This is a genomic window from Marinobacter sp. C7 (assembly GCF_022343555.1).
In the GTDB taxonomy this organism is placed as follows: domain Bacteria; phylum Pseudomonadota; class Gammaproteobacteria; order Pseudomonadales; family Oleiphilaceae; genus Marinobacter.
The window spans coordinates 1133991-1159601 of the sequence record NZ_JAKQZH010000001.1 but is presented as its reverse complement, the minus strand read 5'-3'; the positions used below and the strand labels follow the sequence as shown (position 1 = coordinate 1159601).

The 25611-nt window shown below is 53.9% G+C and carries 19 protein-coding genes; 1 reads left to right on the top strand and 18 read right to left on the bottom strand.

Translation table 11 applies throughout. From position 1 onward, the window contains the following. Positions 1 to 59: 59 nt before the first annotated feature. The 12 genes from tviB to cysC form a co-directional block, all read right to left on the bottom strand. Positions 60 to 1322 (bottom strand): Vi polysaccharide biosynthesis UDP-N-acetylglucosamine C-6 dehydrogenase TviB, encoded by a 1263-nt coding sequence (gene tviB / locus MD273_RS05340; protein WP_239036726.1) that lies wholly within the window; start codon positions 1320 to 1322, stop codon positions 60 to 62. A 155-nt stretch (positions 1323 to 1477) separates the two neighbouring features. Beyond that, complete coding sequence (gene pseI / locus MD273_RS05335; RefSeq protein ID WP_239036725.1) at positions 1478 to 2542, bottom strand: pseudaminic acid synthase; 1065 nt, start codon at positions 2540 to 2542, stop codon at positions 1478 to 1480. After that, positions 2535 to 3059, bottom strand: coding sequence for a UDP-4-amino-4,6-dideoxy-N-acetyl-beta-L-altrosamine N-acetyltransferase (gene pseH, locus MD273_RS05330; RefSeq protein ID WP_353050294.1), 525 nt, complete (start codon positions 3057 to 3059; stop codon positions 2535 to 2537). The genes pseI and pseH overlap by 8 nt, the downstream gene beginning before the upstream one ends. Continuing rightward, positions 3056 to 4165 (bottom strand): UDP-2,4-diacetamido-2,4,6-trideoxy-beta-L-altropyranose hydrolase, encoded by a 1110-nt coding sequence (gene pseG / locus MD273_RS05325; RefSeq protein ID WP_239036724.1) that lies wholly within the window; start codon positions 4163 to 4165, stop codon positions 3056 to 3058. The genes pseH and pseG overlap by 4 nt, the downstream gene beginning before the upstream one ends. Then, entirely contained in the window at positions 4156 to 4956 is an 801-nt protein-coding gene (locus MD273_RS05320; protein ID WP_239036723.1) for an SDR family NAD(P)-dependent oxidoreductase, read from the bottom strand. The genes pseG and MD273_RS05320 overlap by 10 nt, the downstream gene beginning before the upstream one ends. Next, positions 4949 to 6580 (bottom strand): aldo/keto reductase, encoded by a 1632-nt coding sequence (locus MD273_RS05315; protein WP_239036722.1) that lies wholly within the window; start codon positions 6578 to 6580, stop codon positions 4949 to 4951. The genes MD273_RS05320 and MD273_RS05315 overlap by 8 nt, the downstream gene beginning before the upstream one ends. Next, positions 6577 to 7734: a UDP-4-amino-4,6-dideoxy-N-acetyl-beta-L-altrosamine transaminase gene (gene pseC / locus MD273_RS05310; RefSeq protein WP_239036721.1), complete on the bottom strand. Its 1158-nt coding sequence runs from the start codon at positions 7732 to 7734 to the stop codon at positions 6577 to 6579. The genes MD273_RS05315 and pseC overlap by 4 nt, the downstream gene beginning before the upstream one ends. Before the next feature lie 2 nt (positions 7735 to 7736). Then, positions 7737 to 8735: a UDP-N-acetylglucosamine 4,6-dehydratase (inverting) gene (gene pseB / locus MD273_RS05305; protein ID WP_239036720.1), complete on the bottom strand. Its 999-nt coding sequence runs from the start codon at positions 8733 to 8735 to the stop codon at positions 7737 to 7739. A 168-nt stretch (positions 8736 to 8903) separates the two neighbouring features. Continuing rightward, positions 8904 to 10313, bottom strand: coding sequence for a mannose-1-phosphate guanylyltransferase/mannose-6-phosphate isomerase (locus tag MD273_RS05300; protein WP_239036719.1), 1410 nt, complete (start codon positions 10311 to 10313; stop codon positions 8904 to 8906). A gap of 70 nt (positions 10314 to 10383) precedes the next feature. Continuing rightward, the gene (locus MD273_RS05295) at positions 10384 to 11919 is read right to left on the bottom strand and encodes an MBL fold metallo-hydrolase RNA specificity domain-containing protein (RefSeq protein ID WP_239036718.1); all 1536 of its coding nucleotides are present in this window, start codon (positions 11917 to 11919) and stop codon (positions 10384 to 10386) included. Positions 11920 to 11990: 71 nt separating this feature from the next. After that, complete coding sequence (locus tag MD273_RS05290) at positions 11991 to 13760, bottom strand: SLC13 family permease (RefSeq protein ID WP_239036717.1); 1770 nt, start codon at positions 13758 to 13760, stop codon at positions 11991 to 11993. A gap of 12 nt (positions 13761 to 13772) precedes the next feature. Further along, positions 13773 to 14381 (bottom strand): adenylyl-sulfate kinase, encoded by a 609-nt coding sequence (cysC, locus tag MD273_RS05285; protein WP_239036716.1) that lies wholly within the window; start codon positions 14379 to 14381, stop codon positions 13773 to 13775. A gap of 228 nt (positions 14382 to 14609) precedes the next feature. Here cysC and MD273_RS05280 point away from each other — a divergent pair, with 228 nt between their 5' ends. Then, on the top strand, positions 14610 to 16316 hold the full coding sequence (locus tag MD273_RS05280; RefSeq protein ID WP_239036715.1) for a hypothetical protein: 1707 nt from the start codon (positions 14610 to 14612) through the stop codon (positions 16314 to 16316). 167 nt (positions 16317 to 16483) lie between these two features. On the opposite strand, the gene MD273_RS05275 is transcribed toward MD273_RS05280, so the two are convergent. The 6 genes from MD273_RS05275 to MD273_RS05250 form a co-directional block, all read right to left on the bottom strand. Then, positions 16484 to 17665, bottom strand: a complete 1182-nt coding sequence (locus MD273_RS05275; protein ID WP_239036714.1) for a hypothetical protein — start codon at positions 17663 to 17665, stop codon at positions 16484 to 16486. A 95-nt stretch (positions 17666 to 17760) separates the two neighbouring features. Continuing rightward, positions 17761 to 19062, bottom strand: a complete 1302-nt coding sequence (locus MD273_RS05270; RefSeq protein WP_239036713.1) for a hypothetical protein — start codon at positions 19060 to 19062, stop codon at positions 17761 to 17763. A gap of 83 nt (positions 19063 to 19145) precedes the next feature. Next, positions 19146 to 20333, bottom strand: a complete 1188-nt coding sequence (locus MD273_RS05265) for a glycosyltransferase family 4 protein (RefSeq protein WP_239036712.1) — start codon at positions 20331 to 20333, stop codon at positions 19146 to 19148. Next, positions 20330 to 23242: a glycosyltransferase gene (locus tag MD273_RS05260; protein WP_239036711.1), complete on the bottom strand. Its 2913-nt coding sequence runs from the start codon at positions 23240 to 23242 to the stop codon at positions 20330 to 20332. The genes MD273_RS05265 and MD273_RS05260 overlap by 4 nt, the downstream gene beginning before the upstream one ends. A gap of 3 nt (positions 23243 to 23245) precedes the next feature. Then, positions 23246 to 24433 (bottom strand): class I SAM-dependent methyltransferase, encoded by a 1188-nt coding sequence (locus tag MD273_RS05255; protein ID WP_239036710.1) that lies wholly within the window; start codon positions 24431 to 24433, stop codon positions 23246 to 23248. Positions 24434 to 24480: 47 nt separating this feature from the next. After that, on the bottom strand, positions 24481 to 25608 hold the full coding sequence (locus tag MD273_RS05250) for a glycosyltransferase (protein WP_239036709.1): 1128 nt from the start codon (positions 25606 to 25608) through the stop codon (positions 24481 to 24483). Positions 25609 to 25611: the final 3 nt, after the last annotated feature.

The following is a 25611-nucleotide window of genomic DNA, read 5'->3' as shown; positions in this document are numbered from 1 at the left end:
GATACTGAAATAAAAAAGCCGCCAAGAGGCGGCTTCGTTGAATATACTTATAATTGAAATCAAAGCCGGAGGTCGGCCTCTCCCAATGCAAGCACACCCTTCAAATCAAAAAGCACGCCGTCACCCTTCATATATGCCCGCAATTCAGAACTGGCCTTTTCTGCATATTCACGATGAGGAACCGCAAGGAAAACGGCATCGTATTGTGATTGTTCAGGCTCATCAATCAGAGAAATACCATACTCATGCCGGGCTTCGTCATTATCAGCCCAACAATCGGTCACATCCACCTGACAACCAAAATCTTCCAATTCCCGAATCACATCAATTACCCGGGTATTTCGCAAATCCGGACAGTTCTCTTTAAAGGTCAGGCCCATCACCAAGACTTTGGAACCAGCAATTGTCATCCCCTTCTTGATCATGGCCTTGACCAACTCGGCCGCTGCATACGGCCCCATATTATCGTTAACCCGACGACCAGCCAGAATGATTTCCGGGTGATAGCCAATGGCCTGCGCCTTATGGGTCAGATAATACGGGTCTACCCCGATACAATGGCCACCCACCAGCCCCGGCTTGAACGGGAGGAAATTCCACTTGGTACCGGCCGCCGCCAGTACTTCATGGGTGTCAATCTTCATCCGGGAGAAGATCATGGAAAGCTCATTCATCAAAGCAATATTGAGGTCCCGCTGGGTGTTCTCGATGACCTTCGCGGCTTCCGCCACTTTGATGGAGCTGGCCTTGTGCGTACCCGCAGTAATCACCTCTGCGTAGAGCGCATCCACTTCCTCTGCAATCTCGGGTGTGGAGCCGGAGGTCACTTTCATGATGGAGGCTACCCGGTGCTCCTTATCCCCCGGGTTGATCCGCTCCGGACTGTAACCGGCAAAGAAGTCCTGATTGAACACCAAGCCTGAAAACTTCTCCAGCACCGGGACGCAGACCTCCTCCGTCGCTCCCGGGAACACTGTAGACTCATAGATCACAATGTCGCCACGCTTGAGCACCTTGCCCACGCTCTCGCTGGCCTTGATCAACGGCGTCAGATCCGGCGACTTGTACTCATCAATCGGCGTCGGCACCGTCACGATGAAGATCTGGCAATCGGCGATATCGTCCAGCTGATCGGTAAACGACAGCCCCTTGGCCGCCGCCAGCTCCTCCCGGGACACCTCCCGGGTGAAATCCACACCGTCCTTCAGCTCGGCAATGCGCTTGCCGTTGATATCAAAGCCCACGACCTCACGCTTCTCACCAAACGCAGCCGCCAGCGGCAAGCCTACGTAACCCAGGCCGATTACCGCGATTTTTTTCATTATTCCTCCTTGGATCTGGTAAGGGGTCTGATGAACTTGTTCATCTGACCCCGTTTTTAAATCGAACTCGGGGTCAGAAGAAAGTGTTCTTCAGACCCCTTGGGTAACTTCAACTCCGCACTGGGATCTGATGAAAGCCTTCATCTGACCCCATTCTAGGGCGTCCACCCCCGAATCACTTCAGCCCTGACCGGCGTATTCTTCCGAACGTCCTGATTAACAACTTTGCCAATCACCTCGTCCATAAATTTCGGCGCCAGCCCAAAGCCCGGACGCACACTTCTCACAGACTCTGCGGTGATAACGGCTCCGGCGTCCATGTCTTCGACAAAATACAAAGAGCGCCGGAACTGCGCATTGCCCTGCTCACTGGACTTGCGACCGTAATCCACTTTGCCCAGGGCTTTCCACGCCGTTTTACTGTCCCGGCACAGATTGGCAAGATCCTCTGGTTCCAAAGAGAAGCTATCATCCGGGCCGCCGCCATTGCGGTCGAGAGTGAAGTGTTTCTCGATAATCGAGGCACCCAGTACCACGCTGGCAATCGCGGTGGTGTTATCCAATGTGTGGTCTGATAGCCCGGTCACGAGACCGAAGCGCTCAATCATGTCGCCAATTGTCCGCAGGTTATAGTCTTCCGCCGGAGCCGGGTAACCACTGACACAATGCAGGATGGCCAATTCCTTGCAGCCACCCTCCCTTGCCGCAGCGATGGCCTCTTCAATTTCCTCCGCGTCGGCCATGCCAGTGGAAATAATCATCGGTTTCCCGGTCGCCGCCACATAGCGAATCAACGGCAGGTCCACTGCCTCGAAAGATGCAATCTTGTACGCCGGAGCATTCAGATCCTCCAGCAGATCCACCGCGGTGGTGTCGAAGGGAGAGCTGAATATGGGGATACCCACCTTCCGAGCATGCTCGAACAATGGCTTATGCCACTCCCATGGCATATGGGCTTCTTCGTAGAGTTCATACAGTGTCCGGCCGTCCCACAGGCCACCTTTGATCCGGAAATCTTCGGCATCGGAATCAAGGGTGATGGTGTCCGGACGATAGGTCTGCAGCTTCACGGCATCCGCACCGGCTTTGGCGGCCTCATCGATGATCCGTAACGCTGTTTCCAGCTTGCCGTTATGATTGGCAGAAAGCTCGGCGATAATGTAGGGAGGCTGATTGCGGGAGATTTCGCGCCCTGCAATTGCGATTTTCGGTTCACTCATTATTCAGCTCCTTAACCTTTACCCGCCATTCATGATCCAGCAGCCCGAAACAGACCACATCGTGGTACTCGGCCCCATCAAAATGCTGATCCCGTAAACGCCCCTCTTCGGTAAAACCCAGGGCTGTATGAAACGCGATGGAGCGCTCATTGAACCCGAGAGCCTGACCACAAACCTTGTGAAGGCAAAGCTCTTCGAAGGCATATGTTAGCGCTTCTTTCCCCAGTGACCGGCCGGTGCCGCGCTCCGCATCCGGTGAGAGATAAAAACCCCAGTCCGCCACCGTCGGGCTGCGACCAAGGGTAATATTCACAAAGCCACTGGCCTGGCCTCGGTGTTCGTAAATGAGCAAGTGGACAGCGGGATTCTCGCTCGCCCTTGCGAACCAGGCCCGATGCTCTTCAAGCCCGATTTCATGGGTGGTGTACATGTACCGACGTACATCCGGATGGTTGCGCCAGGCCAGGACCTGCTCAAGATCTGCCTCCATCATTGGCCTGAGCTTATGGTCTGTCATTGTCCGCCCCCGGCGATGGTCACCATGGAATCCACAACAAGACGAGCCCCTTCGCCGGCGGTGACCTGAGCGGCGGCGTGACTCATCCTCATGAGTGTCGCCGGCTCGCTCATTCCGGCCAATGCGGAAGGCAGTTCCGCCTGAAGCGAATCCGGCCCAGCAATGACGCGGGCAGCCCCGGCTCTCTCAAGTGCAGCAGCGCCGGACACCTGGTTATCGGCAAGCACTACCAGCAATGCCGGTAACCCCAGACAACACCGTTCCCAGGAAGTCCCCCCGGCTGCCCCGATGGACAAATCCGCGAGGCACATGCGTTCTGCCATATCGCTGACGTTGACCTGAACAGTTGCCCTGAAGGGCATTTCAGCGGCTTGTACCTGCACCTCTGCCAGGTGAGGTGCCGAGGCGCCCATAATGATATCCAGCTCCGTTTCCGGCGGTAGCGACGTCTCCTTCAGCGCATCCAGGACACGCCCGGTAACATTGTCCCGATCCACGCCACCCAGAGAAACCAGGATGCGCCTGACCTCGGGATCTTGGCGCCGCTCCAGACTTTGTCCGCGAAGCCGCGCAAACTCCGGGCGCAAGAGGGAGAACGTTGGGCCGATCAGACGGAGGCAGTCAGCCGACACTCTCTGATCATAATCGGAGGCCACACGCCCCAGATTCTGATCCAGCAACACGCTGCATTCATGATCGCGGTCAGCAAGGTCATCAATCACCAAAATCCGGTCAACCGACTCTGCAACGCACCGTTCCCAATCGGCATCCAGGGCGTAATGGTCCACCACCTGCCAATCGGCCTCCATGGCAGACAGCACCTCCAGGGTCTGTTCTGCATCCTGCTGCCAGGAAACACCCAGCCATGCGGCGTGGGGATTGTTCGCCGCCTCTTCAGGCTGGTCACCGGCGCGCCTGGAACCGGGCAGCAAATGGAGCTCATAGCCCTTGCGAACGATCAGCTCCCCCAAATGCCCTTCGTGGTCCCGGCAAATAAAACAGCACTGATGCCCCTGATGCCGGAGTTCATCTGCAAGGGTCAGGCACCGCATCATATGCCCCGTTCCGATCTCAACAGAGGCGTCGGCCCGGAACACTACCAGCACGTCCAGCCCCCATCGACCACGAGGTTGGCACCGTTGACAAAACTGGAGGCATCCGACATCAAAAAGGACAACGGCCCCTGAAGCTCATCAGCCTGACCAATCCTGCCCATGGGCACTTTGCCGGCCAGAGTCTCTACGAATTCAGGATTGGCAGTCTGTACCGATTCGGAAGGAAATGGCCCCGGTGAGATGGCATTGACCCGAATCCCCTCAGCCCCGAACTCACAGGCCGCATAGCGGGTCCACTGCAAAAGCGCTGCCTTGGCAGCACCATAAAAGGGTGGATTGGCCGCCCCCTTGCCCGGATAAACTCGCTGATCGGGACTGACCATTCCGTACATGGAGCCGACATTGACCACAGACGCACTGCCACACGCGCTAACCGCAGCCCGCAAGGAAGGAAGTGCCAGCTGTAGCAGCCGGTGGGCGGCAACTACCGACACTTCATAACTGTCCCGGTAGTCCCCTTCCGTCGCCGTCTCAATCGCACCCGCCCCGCCGGCATAGGCGTTATTGACCAATCCATGCAGGGCATGTTCGCCGTACCCGGCAAACCAGTTACGGACGGCCTCATCATCATTGAGATCGAAAACAGCTGGCAACGCATCCAGTTGCCTTTCCCTTAGAGACGCCACAGCTTCCTCTACCCGCCGCGCATCCCTGCCATGGACAAACACCGTCGCCCCCATCTCTGCCAGGCCTCGGGCCATTGCCGTGCCCAGATACCCGGTCGCACCGGTGACCAGAATGCGACGCCGCTCCAGTGAAAATCGCTGCGACAGTTCAATCATTTGCTTTCTCCCAGGTCGCGGGATCAAGGGTATCCAGTGGTACGGTGGGCCTATCTCTCATGATCGAGGCCAACTCCTTTTCAGACCAGCGCCTGGCACCCGCTCTCACAAGGTTATCCACCAACTGTTGTCTGGTGTCGACACCCACCACGACGCCATCAATCCAGGGCTGGGACAGCGCGAAGCGAAGGCACAACTCAACCTTATCACCCCTGGCGTATTCGTCAGTCCGGGTCCTGAGCCAGGCATTAACCTCCGAAGCATTCGCGCACCGGGCCCTCCGCCACAACGCTTCTGCCTCCGTGGTCAACAGTCCCTGCAGCAAGGCACTGCGGGCATGAACCACCAGGGCACGATGCCGACGAACTTCCACAATACGCGGCACAACCTCATCCCAGCGGTAATCCAGGAGATTGAAGGGCAACTGGATGAACGTCACCTCCTCATGGTCGAGTGCCGCCAACGCCTCCTGCGGGGACTGGACAGACACCCCCAATTCACCAATCACACCTTGCTGCTGCAATCCGAGGAGGGCATCCCAGACCTCGCCGCCATGTGCCGTCAGATGACTGGCCCGGTGCAGCATCAGTACATCCAGACTCGACAGCCCCAGAGCGTGACAGGACTGATACACACTGCGTTCGGCAAAAACCCTGGCCACCTCGCGAGATGCATCAGCGGGGCAGTCATCCAACGGGGACAACTTGGTAATAACCTTCACCCTGGAACCCCAGCCTCCAGCAAGGGCTTTGCCAAGAGCCCTCTCGCTGTTGCCATAGGCCCGGGCGGTATCCAGGTACTGCACCCCGTTCGAGATAGCCGTTCGTACCAACGAATCCACCACATCCCGCCCGGGGCGCCCAACCCGGTTTGCTATGCCATAGTCCAACCCGAACTGGGCGGTGCCCAGCACCAGACGGCGTGCGGGTTCGGGGGTTACCACGTCACCGGAATACCGCTTCAGTCGGTCCAACAACTCGTTCAGCGGAACATCGGCGGGATCCTCAATTCCCGCAAATACCCTCGAAACCCGCAGATAATCGTCCAGCGTATCAACCGTGCAGCGATACTGGCCCATGCCACGGGCCTGGTATCGGTCAAACGTATTCCGGCCATAGTGCCGGATAACCCAGGGAGTAACGTGTTCGCGGTCTGCCGCAGAGTCCGTATTACGGTGAGCTTCACGCAGAAGCCCGGCCCGGGTGATTTCGGCGCTGACACCGTAAGGAAGACCTGACGCCTCGCCTCCGCAGCAAAGGTAGGCAACATCCCGCCTTTCGAAGTCTTCGAGCATCTCGTCGATGAACCTGCCATCGGGAAACACATTGTCTCCGGTCAGGCGGACCACCACGTGCTCATCGGGTACGCCCTGAAGTGCGTCAACAAATCGCTTCAGGGTATTCTCCAGATCGCCCCGAAAACAGTCGGTGCCCCAGTCCTCCAGGACACCACAAAGCACATCGTCCGACGTTTCACGGGAAGTAACGACAAGGACCCGATGCCCGGTATTTCCGGCACGACGGGCCGCCAGCACCGCCAAAGGCATTCCGCCAACCGGCAGCAGCACCTTCGCCGGCAGCCGGGAAGAACTGGTCCTGGCCTGCAGCAACAACGTGGCCGTCATGCCAGGGCCCGCTCCAGCGCCCGGACAACCTCATCCTGCTGCCCTTCTTCCAGACCATGGAACATGGGCAGGCTGATGGCTTCGCGATAATAGGCCATGGCCTCCGGGAAATCCTCGGGGGCAAAGCCCATAGCCTCGTAATAGGGTTGGGTATGGACGGGGATGTAATGCAGGTTCACACCAATGCCCTGCTCTCTCAGGGATTCGAATACCTCTCGGTGCGTCCTGTTGATCGTGTCCAACTGAAGACGAATCACATAAAGGTGCAGCCCGGAATAGGTGTCCGGATGCTGCCAGGGCGTAGTCACCGGCAAATCAGCCAGCAAATCGTCATAACGCTTTGCAAGTTCATGACGACGGGCAACGAAATCGTCCAGTCGGTCCATCTGGCTGACGCCCAGAGCCGCCTGCAATTCGGTCATCCGATAATTAAAGCCCAGTTCCACCTGCTGGTAATACCAGGGGCCATCCGGCTCTCGGGTCATCAGATTCTGATCGCGGGTCACTCCGTGACTGCGCAGCAGGTTCATACGAGAGGCCAGATGATCGTCGTTGGTCAGGGCCATACCGCCTTCAGCCGTGGTGACGATCTTCACCGGATGAAAACTGAATACCGTGATATCGCTGTAGCGACCGCTACCGATGAACTCGCCCTTGTACTTGCCGCCAATCGCATGGGACGCGTCCTCGATGATCCGGAAACCATAGCGCTGCCCCAGCTCATGAATGGCCGCCATATCGCATGACTGACCACTGAGATGGACCGCCACCAGAACCTTCGGCAACCGCCCTTCCCGCTCGGCTTGCTCGAGTTTGGCCGCCAGTGCCTTGGGGCAGAGGTTGTAGGTTCGTGGATCAATATCAACAAAATCCACCCGGGCCCCGCAATAAAGACCACAGTTCGCCGAGGCCACAAAGGTAACGGGCGAGGTCCACAGCCAATCATCCGGGCCTAACCCGAGCGCCAGACAGGCAATGTGCAAAGCCGATGTAGCACTGTTCGCCGCCAGGGCATGCTTCGCGCCCACATGGCCCGCTACCTTTGCCTCGAATTCGGGCACCTTGGGCCCCTGGGTCAGGAAGTCCGAGTGCAGCACGTCCAGCACGGCGTCAATGTCGGCCTGGGTGATCTCCTGCTTGCCGTAAGGAATCATGCTCAGATCTTTCCGATTTCACTGAAATGGCCTTCGATCCAGGCCTGTAGCGCTTCGTCCGTCATCCACTCCGAATTGTTGTCGCTGGAGTAGACGAAGCCTTCCTCAACCTTCTTACCGTCCTTGATCCGCTCCTCGCAGGATCCCCAATTGTTGATGTTCGGAAGGATCTTGAAGTGCTCTTCATATTCGTAGGTGAAATAGGAATCCTCGGCGCCAATCATCTGCTCATGTAGCTTCTCGCCGGGACGAATGCCGACCACCTCCTGTTTTGCCTCCGGGGCGACCACCCGGGCAAGATCCTTCACCTTCATGGACGGAATTTTCTTCACATAGATCTCACCACCGACCATGTCCTCAAAGGCATGCCAGACCAGCTCTACACCCTGCTCCAGGGAAATCATGAAGCGGGTCATGCGCGGATCGGTGATCGGCAGAACGCCCTGGTCCCTGATGGACATGAAAAACGGGATAACGGATCCCCGCGAGCCCATCACGTTGCCATAACGCACCACGGAAAACTTGGTCTCATGGCCACCGGAATAGGAGTTGCCGGCCACAAAGAGCTTGTCGGAGGCCAGCTTGGTCGCCCCGTACAGGTTGATCGGGCTGCTTGCCTTATCGGTGGAGAGCGCGACAACGCCCTTTACGCCCTTATCGATACAGGCATCAATCAGGTTCATCGCCCCGTTGATGTTGGTTTTGATACACTCGAAGGGGTTGTATTCGGCAGTCGGCACAATCTTGGTAGCCGCAGCGTGGACCACATAATCCACGCCATCCAATGCCCGGTACAGGCGATCCTTGTCCCGAACATCGCCAATGAAGAAACGCATCCTGTCGTCGCCCTGAAACAGCTTGGCCATTTCCCACTGTTTCATCTCGTCCCGGGAAAAAACGATGATTTTCCGCGGGTTGTACTTCTCCAGCGTCATCGGAATGAACTTGTGGCCAAAAGAGCCCGTTCCGCCGGTGACCAGGATGGTCTTGTCTCTGAACATATGTTTTTAATCCGAAGCTGATATTGCCCTGTTGAAGGCAACCATTCTCAGAGATTGCCCCGAGGATTTCAAAGCGACGAAGTCAAAATCTTCGACGGTAGTCGCTTCGGGAAGCATCGGGCTCGCTTTCAACAAAAGACCGGAACTTTCGGAGGGTGGACGCTTAATTCATTCCCGTCCGTACCTATCCTCAAATCGAACGATATCATCCTCGCCCAAATACGACCCTGACTGGACCTCAATCAATTCAAGATTGATCACGCCGGGATTTTCCAGTGTATGGACCTGCCCGATAGGAATATAGGTGGACTGGTTCTCTGTCACCAGATAGGACTTCTCGCCGTTCGTCACTTTTGCCGTACCACTCACCACAATCCAGTGTTCTGCACGATGATGATGCATCTGCAAAGACAATTTCTGCCCGGGTTTCACCGTAATTCTCTTGACCTGGTAACGGTGGCCGTTATCAATCGAGTCGTATATCCCCCAGGGACGATAGACCTCCCGATGATTGATGTGCTCATGACGGGCATCTGACTTCAGGCGCTCCACAACTTTCTTGACGTTCTGGACTTTATCTTTATGCGCCACGAGCACGGCATCCTTGGTTTCCACCACGACAAGGTCCCTCACCCCAAGCGTGGCAACAAGCCGATTATCAGCTCGCACCAGCGTATCTTCTGTCTCCTCAGCGATAACATCTCCGGATAACGCATTTCCCTCAGCATCCCTGTCGCTCACAGACCACAGAGACGACCAGGAGCCAATATCGCTCCATCCGGCATCCAGAGGAACAACCACAGCGTCTTTTGTTTGCTCCATGACGGCGTAGTCAACAGAATCCTCCGGGCAAGCCTCAAAGGCATCAACATCGACTCGCACAAAGTCCATATCTTTCGCTGTGGCCACCATAGCTGCGCGACAGGCTTCCAGGATATCGGGGCGGAACTTTCCCAACTCCTCGAGATAACGGCTCGCTCGGAACATGAACATTCCACTGTTCCAGAGATATTCCTCAGAAGCCACGTACCGCTCGGCTGTCGCCAAATCCGGCTTTTCCACAAACCGGGACACTTCATACGCACCCTCAGCAGCGTCAGAGCCCCGCTGAATATAGCCATAACCGGTTTCAGGGCTCGTCGGCACGATTCCAAAGGTAATCAACTTGCCCTGTTCCGCCCGGGGAAGCGCTACCGCCACTTGCTGCTGAAAGGCACCAACATCAGCGATCAAATGATCCGCGGCCAAAACCAAGAGAACCGGGTCCTGACCTCCGGCGGTCGCTTCCAATGCAGCAAGCGCTATCGCCGGTGCGGTATTACGTCCTACCGGCTCCAGAATGATCCGAGCCTCATTACATCCTGCCTGGCGCATCTGCTCTGCCGCCAAAAAACGGTGTTCATCGTTGCAGATGATTGTTGGGTCAGAAGCCTTTACCCCGCTGAGTCGGCCCAATGTGGCCTGGAGCATCGACTGGTCCCGATCGACCAGAGCCAGGAACTGCTTGGGATTCAACTGCCTGGATAGGGGCCAAAGTCGAGAGCCGGTGCCACCGGCAAGAATAACTGGATGCAACATAGATAAACCTTTAAACCATTAAGACGGGGTCAGAAGAAAACTTTCTTCTGACCCCATTTTCGTTTCTAGCTCAGGGGATAAGGACTCCAGAGAAGCCATGGCCCTCTAATAAACTCTTAAATGCGTTCTTCGCCTGAGAATCCCCATGCACCACCCGTATCTCGCGAGGTGCTATGGGAATCCCTTTAACAAACCGCAATAAATCGCCCTGCCCCGCGTGTGCGGAATAACCACCAACCTGATGCACACGAGCGCGGATATTATATCGTTCCCCATCCAGCTCAACCCAACCGCCCCGCGGGCCGTATCTGAGAATATCGCGGCCAGGCGTTCCGGACGCCTGATAGCCAACGAAGAGCACATCATGGCGCTTGTCCTCAAGCATTGCTTTAAGGTAGTTAACCACCCGGCCACCGGCACACATTCCGGACCCTGCCAACACAACGCACGGACGATGCGACTTCGCGAGATAGGAAACAGCTTTCAAGTGATCCTCATGGGAATCGATTACCGACATCTGATCAAAGGAAAGCGGGTGACGGCCCAGCTTCACGAGTTCCCAGGCTTCAGCGTCCCAAAAGGGTTTCAGATCCCGGTATATGCGCGTGAAATTTGCGGCCAGAGGGGAATCAACAACGATCTCCAGTGACTCCCAGTCGAATTGGGGTTGATGCCGGATCTCGGAGTCAGCCGCTAAGTCGGGGTCAGATGAAAAACGCTCGCGCTTTTCATCTGCCCCCTTTTTTACATCCGCCAATTCCCCGGCAATAATCCCCTCAATCTCATACAACAACTCCTGCGTCCGTCCAATACTGAAAGCCGGAATCAGAACCGTCCCACCGTCAGCAAGCGCTCTCTGCAGCACCCCCTTCAAACGATTCCTCCGAGTCTCCCGATCCTCGTGATCGCGATCTCCATAGGTGCTCTCGATAACCAAACGGTCCGCCCGCTCCGGCGATTCTGGTTCAGGCAAAAGCGGTGAATGCGGAGCTCCGAGATCACCCGAGAAAACAATCCGCTCACGAGCATTCCCAATCCGGGCATCACACTCGACGTAAGCCGAGCCAAGGATGTGTCCGGCCCTCTGAAAACGCACTGACAGCGAACTTTCCACTCCGTCAATCACCGAATGCCACCTCCCATAAGGTAAAGGCACCAGCCGTTCCCGAATTACACCCAACACACGCTCAATTAACCGCCGATCCCGGGTAAAGCCAATTTTCAGGGCATCCTCGAGAATCTCGGGCAGCATAATGGCGGAGGGCTCAGAGCAGATAATCGGGCCTTCGTACCCGGCGGCCAGCAGATAGGGAATCCGGCCTACATGGTCGATGTGGACATGAGTCACAACGAGAGCGCGGATATGGTCGATGGGGAAATCAATGGTGAGATCGACAGCGGAGGCCTCTCTACCCTGGTCCTGCCCCTGAAAAAGCCCACAGTCTATCAGGATGCCGCCGCCGCATGGCTCAGGCGCGGAAGTAGAAATGAAAACGGGGTCAGATGAGAAACGCGAGCGTTTTTCATCTGACCCCACCTTCAAACTCAATTCATGACAAGAGCCGGTAACACCAGATGTAGCCCCATGATGTTTAATTTCAATCATTTCCAACAATCCTTGTTGTCAAGACGAACGCGGGGTCAGAAGAAAGCTTTCTTCTGACCCCAACTTCGAGTTCAAAATGGCCAAAATACAGGTATGAGCGTAATCGAAATAGCACCAACCAACAGACTCAAAGGGAGACCAATCCGCATATAATCCGTAAAACGATACCGCCCAGGGCCGTACACCATAAGATTAGTCTGGTACCCAAGCGGCGTGATGAAACTTGCCGAGGCAGCGAACATGACGGCTACAGCGAAAGGCAGGAAACTCACGCCCAAATGCTCAGAGAGCGCCAGGGCGATCGGAAACATCAGTACCGCAGCAGCATTGTTGGTGATTACTTCAGTGAAGAATGCCGTGAGCACATAAATCATGACCAACGCCACCCAGGGCGAGAAACCGTCACCGTTGCCAAGCAAGGTTCCGACAATGGCCGCCGCCGCGCCGGTTTGCGACATCGCGTTACCGAGCGCAAACGATGCTGCAATCACCACCAGCACAGGCAAATCCACACTGCGCCGGGCCCGACTAGCTGTGATACAACGCGACACGATCATCCCACCGGCGGCCATAAAAGCAGCTTCCATGATACTCAATAAACCACTGGCACTGGCCAATACCATCAGCACCAGAATTCCCAAAGCAAGCGGTGCCTTTCGAAAATCAGGGGGGGTCGAATCATTCAACGCGCTAACCAGCAAAAAGTCCCGACGGAACTTATACTGCTCGGCAAACTCATGGCTTGCCTCGAGGAGAAGCGTATCTCCCATCTTGAACTCAATATCACCGAGCTTACCAGCTACCCTGCGACCTTCACGCGAAACTGAGAGGATGACCGCATTGAAACGGCTTCGGAACCGACTGTCCCGTACCGTCTTATTGAGCGCAGGAAACTCAGGCCCGAGCACCACCTCGACAAGGCAACGCTGATGATTCGCTATGTCGAGCTTATGCACATTGCCACTGGCGGGATTCAAACCATGAATACGGCGAAGCTCGCTCGCACATTCCGGCGCACCGACAAAATAAAGCTTGTCTCCAGCTTGAAGGGTTCGATCAGGTTCAACGGCCGTAATCAAGCGGCCCTGTCGGTCAATTTCGGTCAGATACCCATAGTTCAATGCACGTAAACCGGCCTCAGCAATCGTCTTACCCACCAAAGGCCCCGGGCTCGCCACCTCAACTTCAACCCCGTATTCCCTGACCGCCTCGAGCTCCTCGTCCAGGCCCCCTCGGTCAGGTAACAGACGCGAGCCAAACAAAACCAGGAACGCACCACCGAGCACCAGCAACGGTATACCCACCCACGCGAGCTCAAAAAGCCCCAGATTAATGCCCAACCGGCTCTGTAGCATCCCATCTACAACCAGGTTGGTACTCGTACCGATCAGGGTGCAGGTACCGCCGAGAATTGCTGCGTAACTGAGCGGAAGAAGAAGCTTTGAAGCCGGGATTTGCAGGCGCTGGGCCCAGTCCTGAATAGCCGGGATGAACATCGCCACCACCGCGGTGTTATTCATGAAAGCACTCAGAATTCCAGTGGGCGCGACCATCCTGAGCTGGGCCCCCCTGGTAGACCCGGGGTGTCCCAACAACTTCCGTGCGATCCACTGGACTGCGCCCGTTTCCTTCAACCCGGAAGCTACGATATAAAGGGTAGCAATCGTTATAACCCCGGGATTCGCAAAACCAGCCAACGCCGAGACCGGAGTCAGAACGCCTGAAATCACCAAAAGGGCCAAAGCTGCCATCAGCGTTAGATCGGCTGAAACTCGCGTAAAAACAAGCGCAGCGAGGACTGCCCCAAGGATTACCAGGGTAAAAACTGCCTCCCATTCCATCGGGAGCCTCCCCTAGCCTTTTTTGTCCAGAATCAGCTTCCGGTCCTGGAGGTATCCGATGAGTTGGTCTATACAGGCATCAACGCTTTGGACAGAAGTGTCCAGAATTACCTCCGGACGCTCAGGAACCTCGTAAGGCGAGTCGATACCTGTGAAATCCTTGATCTGGCCGGCCCGGGCTTTTTGGTAAAGCCCTTTGGGATCACGCTTCTCGCACGTCTCAATCGGAGTATTCATGAAAACCTCGATGAACTCTCCGTCCGGAAAAAGATTACGAACCAAACGACGATCACTGGCAAAAGGAGAAATAAAAGCGCTGAGCACAATAAGCCCAGCATCAGCGAAGAGCTTACTCACCTCGCCAACTCTCCGAATGTTTTCCACCCGGTCCGAATCGGAGAAACCCAGATCACGGTTCAAGCCGTGGCGAACATTGTCCCCATCCAACAAAAACGTATGGTAGCCGCGCTGATAGAGGGCGACATCGAGAGCATTGGCTATGGTAGACTTTCCAGACCCACTGAGCCCTGTGAACCACAACAGACAGGGTCTCTGATTCTTGGGCTCAGCGCGCTCAGCACGGGTGACTTTATGGTCGTGCCAGACAATGTTATTGCTCAAAACTAGATCCTTTGAAATGCATAAGATTAGGCTGGGGCGTAATATATCAGAAAAATCGGGCTCGGGGCTGTAGTGCTGTTCTGATTTCACCGATGTCACTGGCACGCCTGTTACTGCAAAGGTACATCACGCGACCGCTCCCCAATAAAGCAGCCTGGCACTCCCCACGCGGGGCCAACACTGCTCCGAAGACGCCACGTATATACCCGAACATTATAAAAGGGACCCATGAAGCAAAAGAAACGGCAGGCCAAACCCAATATCAGCAAGGCAGTGTCGCGGTCGTTACCGTGGCCTTTACTTTTTGGTGCAAAGTATCTGCAAGTCAACTTTGTCGAGACGCTGCTAGGTACCGTACTGGCTCTGACTGCCCAGATAGCATTCATAGCATCGTTCCTGCTGCCACTTAAAATCGTCATGCTGATGGCCTCCAATGGGACTCCACGTTTCCTTCGACTCTTACCTATCTCGATGGAAAAAGATCAGCTGATAATCACGCTCGCCACGTTCTCTATTGCAGCTTATGTCTTCTATCAGTTCGCAAATAAGATCATTGATAAAGTGACCACTCGAGGAGCGGAAAAACTCGAATCCCGTAATCGCAAACTCGTACTTTTTGAAGGACAACATGACTTAATCAGAAAAGCGTACAGGAGCTACGTTGAGATCGCGGGAAATATCTGCTTCTGCCTCCTCGCAGCCTTACCTTTATTCTTTCTATATCCGGAGGTCTTCTATGTTGTTCTTACGGTACTTTTTTCGACTACCTTATTAATCATCACCTTATGGATCTCTATGCCCGGTAATAGAGAAGCCATCCTCTCGAGAATGCCTGCCACTATTAACACAAGCTCGACGGCTGGCTTTTTCTTCATATTTGCTACGATCATACTTGACTATGCGTTCTTCACCTTGCCGGAAAGTATATTAACAATACTTCTTTCCATGATCCTCGGCCGGCAAATACTCAACCAGGCGCAGCAAGCGGCAAACAAGTTTCTTTTTATTAACAGAAACCGCCAGAGACTGACAGCCTTGCTTTTTCATAATCAGGCACTTGCCAATTCCCCATCAAAAAACCATCAAATCTATCAATTTCTCCAGCCGGAACATGAAGTTCGGGTACAACTAAAAGAATGTATTAAAGAACTGGATGAAACAGTGGATACACAGGAAGGCCTAAAATGGATTGACTCGGGGCTGAACAACATCTTTTTCTTTACAACTCAATCGAAAGTCACCAACACCTGCTTTCTTGTCAAAGTTTTCAATAAAAACAAAACCCAGGAAGCCAGACACGAAGAAACTCTACTCAAATCCGCCCCGAGTAAACTTCCATCGCCACCATTAATCACGACAACTGTTATCAATGAATTCCACGTTCACGTTCTGGATATTACCGGTCTTAATTTTACCGATCCCACTCCGGACCACGACAAGAATTTCCGGTTATCGCTTGCGGAGGTCAAAGTGCCACCGTCGCTCTGGTCTTCCTATAACAGATCCAAAAAACTCATTTGGGACAGGATCAACGAAGACACCTTGAAGCACCTGAAACTGGCCTTCCCCGACCAAGAGGCCGTGTCTCAATTCGAGAACAACCTGCCTCTGCTCCGGAAAACTGTAAAGCGGCTCCCGATAAAGATCTCCCTACCCAAAAACCAGCAGAACCTCATGGTTGGAACTTCGAGGGAGGTGATCTGCGCCCACTGGGGGAAATGGTGCATTGAACCTATAGGTCACGGATGGAATAAGGTGCTTGGGTCGTCAGCAGATAATGACAACTCAGCGAAAGCCATTGCTCTCGTCATAAACTTGTTCAAGATCGAAAACAGCCTTGAGAAGCAATGCTTCAACAACGCACTTAACTTGATATCAGACACAAACGAGCTGCTCAAAGAGACTATTGCTCTACCTGCTGTTCAAGAGCGCTAACTGATGGGTCGTGTCCAATTATTTGGGGGAATACCATTGATGGAAGTAGCCCTTCATCTGTGTTATTCCAGCCAGAACCTGAACAGTCCACCTTCAGTAGTTTTTTAATCGTCGAGACGCCACATGTCTCTTGGCGTAGCTAGAAGGCGTGGACCACTCCATCACATTTATCTATTAACATTTTTCTCAATTCTATCTTGATACTCTCTGATCTTACCCTTGATAAATGGACCATCAGGTCTGATTTCGGCCGCCAGCTTCATAAGCCCCAAGGCCTGCTTAAGGTCCACTTTTTCCAGTAGCAAAGCTGACCGCCTCAAGGTTTCAACATAGCTGTCGAGACCTGTTTTATCGTCCGAGAGATCTTCGAATCGATCGGCATTGGACAACAGGTGGTTACCTATATGGAAAAAGGTTTTTTCCGAGGCCTCTGCATGTCTGAATTTCGTCTTGCCCAAAAAGAGTTGATCGCGCGCAAAGTATTGTTGCGCCAAAGCCTCATCATCGGCCTTGAACCTCTCGTCCATTTCTCTCAAGAACTCTTCGGGAACTCTGGACTGATTTTTTTCTTCTTTGTTATCAGATTCCTGTATCAACGCCTTAACTTTTCTGAGCTTCACGATATCGTTGGTCAGCATAGAGCAAAGCGCCATCATATCCTGGGCTGCCAATGACAAGCTGGGGTTAACCTGTCCTTCTCCCGACCTTCTTGCCTCGTAGTTTGAAAGCAAATGATCAATTTCAGAATCTTTGAAGCCTATCTTTGTATAGAAATCGACCAGAAGATCTCCGCGCCGAAGAGATTCTTTTTCATAGATACCTATGTGTACCCGGCTGTTTTCAAAACCGGCGAGACCGTCCTCCCATCGTTTGACGATGGATCGATAATCGAAAACCTCGGGCTTGAAAATATTGTGATAATTTTGTTTTTGGTAAAGGTCTTTAACCAGAGCCAGGTTGGCTCCGCTTTCGAACTTCAGTCGCTGACCAAGTCCTGAGCTCATCTTGTCTGGACGCTGTCTGAGATAGATGATTACCTGAACCGAAAACCCTTTAAATACCGACAGTAAAGTCTCGATGTGAGGCTGCCCGTAGCGATAAAACCCCTCAAAGCTAAGCAAATGGCACTTCGCGTCAGAAGTACTAATCGTCCTTCTTAAATCGTTCAGAACCTCCTTGTCACCTTGCTTGACAGCGCGGCTTACAAAGCCATGGTGGACCTGCTTTGTCGGTATCCAGTAATACCCATACCCCAATAGTTCCTCACTCAGGAGTGCACAGCTCTGCTGGATGGCCGTACTGCCAGTTTTGTCCAGGCCTATGTGTAAAAACACCACTTTTTCAGACACGAAATACCCTTACCATATTTAATCAGCGCGACTTCCAATCGCTGAAAATTTCAGGAGCTTTTCAGATCCAGTTTCAGGAACTCATTGGATCAATCCTATTTCGCCTTCCGGATTAACTGATCTATGGCCGCCAATCTCTGATTTATAGCAGGCCCCCCCGGACGAATCGCTTTTGCCACGGTCAAAACTTTTCGCGCTTTTACAAGATCCCGTTCTTCCATCAAGTGTGAAGCCTCTTTCAACGCCTCGACACAGTCATCGTATTTCGTAAATTCTGACGCACCCTGTCCACCAAACTGGAAGTAACTGATCGCATAGGACAGGGCACTTTCCTGCTCCTCGGACAGCTGGCGACCGGTATCGTCCTTGAAATCGCTCGAGAACAGGAAGGGATCCTCAGGAAACCAAAGTTTCCTGACCGCTTCATTGGATTCATCAAAACGGGATTGATACATCGCTGCCTCGTCGGCTGTCGGCTGCTGTCCCTTGCCACGGAACGCATCGATCACTTGCTTACGAATTCGTTTGCGATCTCTGTCCAGAGTGAGCGTCTCAAGCCTCGACCTCGTGGCCCTCACTCTCAGAAGTCGCAGGATCCGTGACAACAAACCCTCAACTTTCCCGCTGCGATCAGCTCTTGCCTTATCCATTAAATTCATCTCTCTCAAGATGAATTGGCCGAAATGGGTGAGGGACTCGTTCACCGAATCGGTACTGTGCTCAATGCAATTTTTGTCGACGCCAATATCTGAGAGAAAATCATCGATGATATTACCGTTCAGTAGTTCTGACCGGTCGAACCGCTTTACTCGCATAGAGGGTTCGGAAAAGACATTGGCCCACTTCTCCAGCATCACCTGATAGTTGCAGTAATGGTTATCCTCTCTCAGCATAGTGTCCATCACATCGTCAAAAGATTTAATGCCTCCCCCCTTAAGGAGAGTCGAATAAAACGATGTGACCATATCTACCTGGCGACGCAGATAACAAAAAACCGTAAATTGATCGGAGAATGGCTCCAACCACTTTTTAAGGTTCCGGACCGAAGACTCGTCCCTTAACCGTGAATGGAAGTGTTCACTGGAGATAATAATCGTATGAATTTTATCTCCAGCTTGCTCGATGTCCCGTTTGAGCTTGTCATAGATTTTTTCGCGAAATCGGCCTCGGCCTTCGGCATTTTTCCCTATTCCCAAAGAATTAAGATAGTCGTCCTCCTGCGAATCCGGGAGCATGGCCGCGGCAATATCCCGGCTATTGATCAGGTCATCGCCGTGTAAGTAGAGAACGCCCTGGGACTTCAACTGAGCGACATTGTCCAGAAGATTTTTCTGCAACGTCGTCGTGCCCGTTTTCTCGGTACCAATGTGTATAACGATTCGCTTTTTAACAGTCACAAACTACTCCACCCTTATAGTGCGGCAATAGGGTTGATCCGTTCGGAGATGACCCATTATCCAACCGCCACCTCCAGTTAAATTTATGCTTTACCGGCAAAGACACGCCGATAAATTTCTGCTGTCTTTCTCGCGGTGTCAGCCCAGGAGTAGCGATACACTTCAACAGGCCGAATCTCTGAATCCAACGCTTCTTGAAGGGCATCGCCAAAATCTTCTGGATCAATCAGCAACGCATCTTTCCCCGCGACCTCTTTTGTGGCCCCTCTATCACTGGTCATTACTGGGACCCCGGACGCACGTGCCTCGGCAATTGGCAGCCCGAACCCCTCGTAAAAAGAAGGGTAAACGAATAACCGTGCACCAGACATCAGTGTGGCCAAAGAGCTCCGTGGCAGCCGGCCCGTCAGAATAATCCGGTGGTCCTTATTATCCTGGCGCGCCAGCAAAGATTTAAGTTCGTGGTTTTTCCACCCTTCGCCGCCGGCCAATACCAGTGGAAAGGCCCTTTTCAAAGCTGACGGCAGAGAGCTGTATGCCCGAACCAGGCCCGCCAGATTTTTGCGAGGCTCAAGTGTCGCGGCGGAGAATATGTAGCCGCCATGCTCCAGCCCCCAATCGGCGAGCACCTGTTTGGTTTCCGCGGCACCTCTAGTCCGGAAAATGTCGTCAACGCCCAAGTGAATCGCGGTGGTCTTGCCTTCTGCCTCTGGAAAAAAATGACAGAGCTCGCGGCGGGTGAACTCGCTGACTGTAATTATGTGGCTGGCACTTCTCACGGCTCCCGGAAGATACTTGTCCAGGTAAGCCACCCTCTCACGCGGGTGGTATTCCGGATGTCGGAGATGGGACATATCGTGGACCGTCAGAACCGTGGGGCATGGTATTTCGAGCGGAATGTAATTCGGTTCGTGGTACAGACAGTTTTCTATACCACCCAGGCCTCGGCGAAATCGCACATTCCTTACGTATTGCCGCGCCTGATACGCTCCCGGGATAGACCTGATCACTGGCTTCAGACCGCTTATGAGCCTTCTTTTCAGTGAATTCCCGCCGCCCTCATCCGGATTCCCGGACGGTCCGATAGATTCAGGTTGATCGATCAGGGCCGACATCGCCTGGGCGTCAAGCAGTCGACCTTGAAAGACTCCCTCAATTCGGTATTCACGTTCACTGGCCATCAACTCGGAAATCAAATGCTCAGTGTAATAGCCGATTCCAGTTCGAGGTGCGGCCAACGAATCAAGGCCAATCAATAGGCGAGAACTCATACCTTCTTCTCATTCAGTACAATCGACAACAGGCATTCCGCAGACTCCTGCCATGTCTTCCAACGCACGGTTCGGGGGTCAGGATGCTCATTTCGGACATAGAGAGCCAACCAATCTCTCAACTGTGACGACATCGCCAAGATGTCGGTTTCTGCGGGCTCGCCCAGCTTTGAGGCGCCACCCAGGAACCACGCGCCATCACCAGCGACCTCTCTGAAAACATCGATATCCCGCGCAATCACAGGCAGCTGCCTTTGTGAGGCCTCAATAAGGGGAAGCCCAAAACCCTCATCGTCGGAGAGCGCCAGGAGCGCGCTCGCGCGCCGGTATAGCTCGCTCAACGCCTCGTCCCCAATGCCGTTAAACCAGAACAATCGCTTACCCTGTTGCGGATGGTTCCTGAGACGTTCCACGAGAGAAGGAATATTGCGCCTCCTGTCATCAGGCTGATCCTGCCAACCTTCCTTGCCAACGATAACCAGTATCGGTTGTTCCCCGCTCTCCCATAACTCATCGAACAGATCCAAAGCCAGGTCATACCGCTTGCGGGGCTCAATAGTCCCCACCATAAGAAATACCGGAGCTGTCGACTGAGCCGGAAACTGAAACAACTCACTGGCGGAGGTTTCGCTATCAAATGCTGAGGCCGAAAAATCTGCCCCATGGTGTGACCAGAAAAACTCAGGTAAAGGATATTTTCCGGGCTTTTCCCGAATCATCCAGTTCCGGACGTTATCAGAAACCGTTTTGGTCACACCGATGATCTGGTCGGACGACTCTCCCACGGCATCAAGCCATTGCCTGAATCCTTCCTCTGCCCCCGGCGGGAACACCTCCGGCTGCATCAGAGGGAGGATATCGTGAACGAGGAAACTAACATGCACCCCGTGTGCCCTGAGAGTTTCAAAAACACCCTGACGCTGTGCCTCAATGACAGGTTGCCCTGCAACATCAAGCGCTACCAGACAGTCTCCAGAGGCTGGCTCAATTGGAGAATCGTCGAGATCGAGACCGGTTATTCCGAGCAGCTCACTCATGAACCTCCGTGCATAACAATAACGCCAACCGCCGGAGGTTCTGCGCAAAGCGACTGCCTCTACACGAATACCCTCTCTGCCGTGTAGAGCCATCTCCCGCAAGAGAGCCCGCGCAACACGTTCGATCCCGGTTTTAAGATCTGTTGCCGCCGTCGCCGTGACGTCCACATGAACGGTTCTCTGTATTTGAGTGCCACCAAAAGTTAAAGCAGCCGCCCTGAATATTTCTCTGGCACTCTCCTCATTGCCTTGCGCTTTTTCTGAAGAGATAGCATTTTGAACTATTTCATTTGGCGTGGACTGTCCATCTTCGACTGAGGCGGCTATCACAGACGCGTATTTTTCCGCACAAAGTCTCGGGCAGTAAAGCTCGAGGATCGCCTGTCGCCCACGCTCGGACAGACGCTGCGCCAGTTCCGGCCGCAGAACTATCGCATCGAGAGCTTCTACCAACTCAGCCTTTTCGAACTTGTCCCTGAGCATATAGACACTCTCGGACGGCAGCTCGGACATTGAGCCATTGGCATTCACAATTGTCGGCACGGAATAGTTCATGCAGTCCAGAATCGTACCGGAGGTCTCACCCCGGGAATTGGCCCGCAACTGAACCGCAAGATCAGCGGCCGCCAGATAATCGTGGAAGAGTTCAGTCTCGGCCCAGCCGGTAATCCAGGCATTTTCCGGGACAACCCCCGTATCGATTCGTCTTCTCAGATCATCTCCGTAACGCCCCCCGGCCTCTCCGACGAAAGCAAGTTTTGACCCGGGCCTTTCGGATAACCTCGACGCTTGCCATGCCTCAAGTAACTCAAGGGCAAGCTTGTTCGGACCGACCACACCAAAGGTACATGTAAGAAAATCGCCATCTGAAAGACCGAGGCGCGCACGAGCCTCGCTTCGGGATCTCTTCAACTCAGGTTGACGAAGATGAGGAATAACGTGGATCGTTTTCTGATCAATCGCCGGATACTGCCTTTTTAAAAGTTGGCGAGAAAAATCCGAGTGAACGACCAGTCCTTTGGAATAACGCGCGACATCGTAATTGGCAGGATAATCGCGGATAAGCTCTGCAGATCTGCTCTCACTCTTACCCACCAGAGCTCGGTAGCCGTCGGAGCGGTATATCGCACGTAACAGAAACGGTATCGAGGGCTCTGCCCTCTCCCGGGCAAACTGTAAATCGCCCAGGAAAAAATCGTGTAGAACAACGATCCCCGGCGCTCGCCTGATCAGGGGCATTTGGTAGGCATGGAACGCGGAATTACCTATGTGGTAAACAATGCCATCATAGTCCTGCTGATGGTCGATCAGCCACCGTGGGGAGCGCACCGTACAATGCTGACCGACAAACGGGTCAGACACTTCCTCCTGATCGACAACAACGTCTACGGAAAAGCGGTCGCACAATTCCCGCAAAAGTTCCGCACTGTAGTCTGCTATTCCTGTTCGGGAGGGTGGAAGAGGCGACACGAAAGCAATTTTTCTGGCCGAGGCGGGCTGAACTCTGCGTTCGGTGAGTTCGCTCAATTTACCCTGTAAATCAGCAGACGAGACCGCTCTCATTGTCTCGAAATCAACGACAAGATCGGCTCTGAGGTAGCCCAGAAATCCGCGGTACCACCGATCGGAGGTCTCTGGGCAAATGTTCGCTGGTATAGCGCAAGTCACGACTTTACTGGCATCGATGCCGGACGAAACGGTCCTCCTGATTTGAATTGCCTCTCCCGGAAAATCCCCTCTCAGCGCAATCCGCACATCCTCGTCCACAAGGCTATGAAGCAAACGTTCCAGCTCAGCCAATAACCTGGTTTTTTCCTCAGGCGAAGCCGCTAACTCGCGCTGGAGACCGGATGCATCAATCAACAATCGCATAACTCAAAGGCCTTTCTTGTTTTTAGAGCGGTCCTGTCCGTGGATCGATTCCGCGTAAAAGAATCTTTCTGACTCGGACATCTCGCTTAATCCCGGTGTTACAGAGTGATCCAGCCCAAGCTCATCCAGCGGTGCCAGGCCTTGCGGGAGCCATGCTCCGGGTAAGTTCTGATTCCGCGCAAACGCCAGAATGTGTCCTCGTAACACCGGAAATCTCGCCAAAGCTCTCTCAAAAGCCTTTCTTTTCCAGCCAGCAGTCAGCGCCTTCCCAATGACCCACCGTGCAACGGGACGGAGTAGTGACTTAAGAAAAGAAGCGCTCCTGGCGGCTTCTAATTCGCCGATCCGTTTTTCCAATTGAGCAATCTTCGCCAAATGCTCAGTTTTAGAGACACATTGCTCTCGCATCTTGTCCAGCCCTTGCGATACCGCCTCTAACCGGTTCCGGAGCTCGTCATCATATCGATTGGCAGCCCCATCGAGGGACATGCCGGTCTCCATGGCAAAGGGCATATCGAAAGCAACCATTTCATTCACAGGCGCTTTTTTCTGGGCCACGACGGCATAGTCCGGACTCACGCCCTCGAGAACGTCGATCAGGCGCAGATCCTCGTTAACACCATCTGATTTCGGTTCATTGAGGCGGAGGATTCTTGAACGGGCGAAACCGCAATGATCAGCAACAAACTTCAGAAGCTCCCCTGGGATCGGCTGCCGGTGGGTCGGATCCATATAAAATTTATGTGAGCCCACAGTGACGTTTTCCGGGTTCGGTGTTTCCAGAATCAAAACGCCCCCCGGCCGAAGAACTCTAAACGCCTCGTTTATCAGCTCCTGCAAATATGGAAAAGGAACATGCTCAGCCACGTGGAAACCCGATACCACCGCTACACTCGAGTCGTCCTGACTCTTCAGAAACTCCAGGGCGTCTTGCTTGAGCACTGGCAAGCCCCTTACTTCACAGTCCTTGAGCATCCCTCTGTCAAGGTCAACCCCCTGCGCCTGAAACCCGTTCTCAAGCAATAACTCCAGCCATTCACCACGGCCACAGCCGAGATCCACCGCCAGGCTTTCTGGATCAAGCCGCAGAAGAGGCGTGATAAAAGGTAGATAAACGGTCAGGCGCTGCTTGATATCTGATCGTTCTCCCCTGAACCGATCCTCGAATGCTTTGTAAAAATCAGAAGACATCGTGCTTGCTCCAAGGCCTTCGTTGCTTTGCCGGGACGTTAGCCGGATTATTCTTCCGGCACGGCCTTACCCAGCAATTGACGGTAAACTCTCAGGTATCGCTTCCCGACCAACTCCCCCGAAAATTCATTAGTGAAACGTGCCCGACCAGCCGCCCCCATCTTACGCGCGAGTTCGGGGGCTTCGTTGATCTGTCTCATGGCCTCCGCAAGTGCAGACACATCGCAAGGCGGAACCACTAAACCGGTTTGCCCATGTTGATTGACATAGGAGGTACCCGTTCCGATGTCGCAGGTGATGAGCGGTAACCCGTGCATCTGCCCTTCCAACAGGGTCACACCGAATGCCTCGGAACGCTCGCAGGAGGGAAACACTATCGCCTTGGCGCGCGCCATCAGCGCTTGTTTGACGTCGTTGCTGACGAACCCTGCAAAGTGGACGCTGTCTGCACCTTGCTCCCGAGCTTGCCGTTTCAATGCCGCCTCTTCCGGGCCATGACCGGCAATAACCACCTTCAGGCCAGTACGTGCTGCAGCTTCTACCAGGTAACGCAGCCCTTTGTAGTAGCGCAGTACACCAATGAACAAGAAGAACCCATCCCCATGTTCCCGCTCGACAGTCTCCAGCGCCCCCTGGCTGGGCCGCTCGTAACTCTCGGGCGCGAGGCCAAGTGGAATGACATCGACGGGCTTGTGCAGCTTGCGAAGCAGCTGACTGGTTTCAACGTACTTCGGCGATGTCGCGACGAACCTGGAAACCTTCCTGAAGAACAGCCAACGCAAAGGCGCATAAAGCTTCTCCAGGGCCGTCTGACGAATAATGTCCGAATGATAGGTCACCACTACCGGCTTGTTACACCCGGACAAAAGATGCACAAGATCCGCGAAAGGCCACGGGTAATGAATATGGATCAGATCTGCCCAGGCCGCGTGCTCCCGATACGCCCGAAAAGCTCCCGCCCCCATGGAACACGAGGCTGGCTCAATCTGGACTGGCACCCGAATCACCTTTCCCTCGGGCAGGTCCAGTGTCTCTACCTCCGGCACATTGGCAAGAGTCAGCACCCGCTGCTCTACACCTAATTTGCCGGTCGCCAGACAGATCTGGTGAATAGCCTCCTCAACCCCACCATGGGTTTCTGGCAGATAGGTGCGATAGAACTGCAGTACGCGCATCGC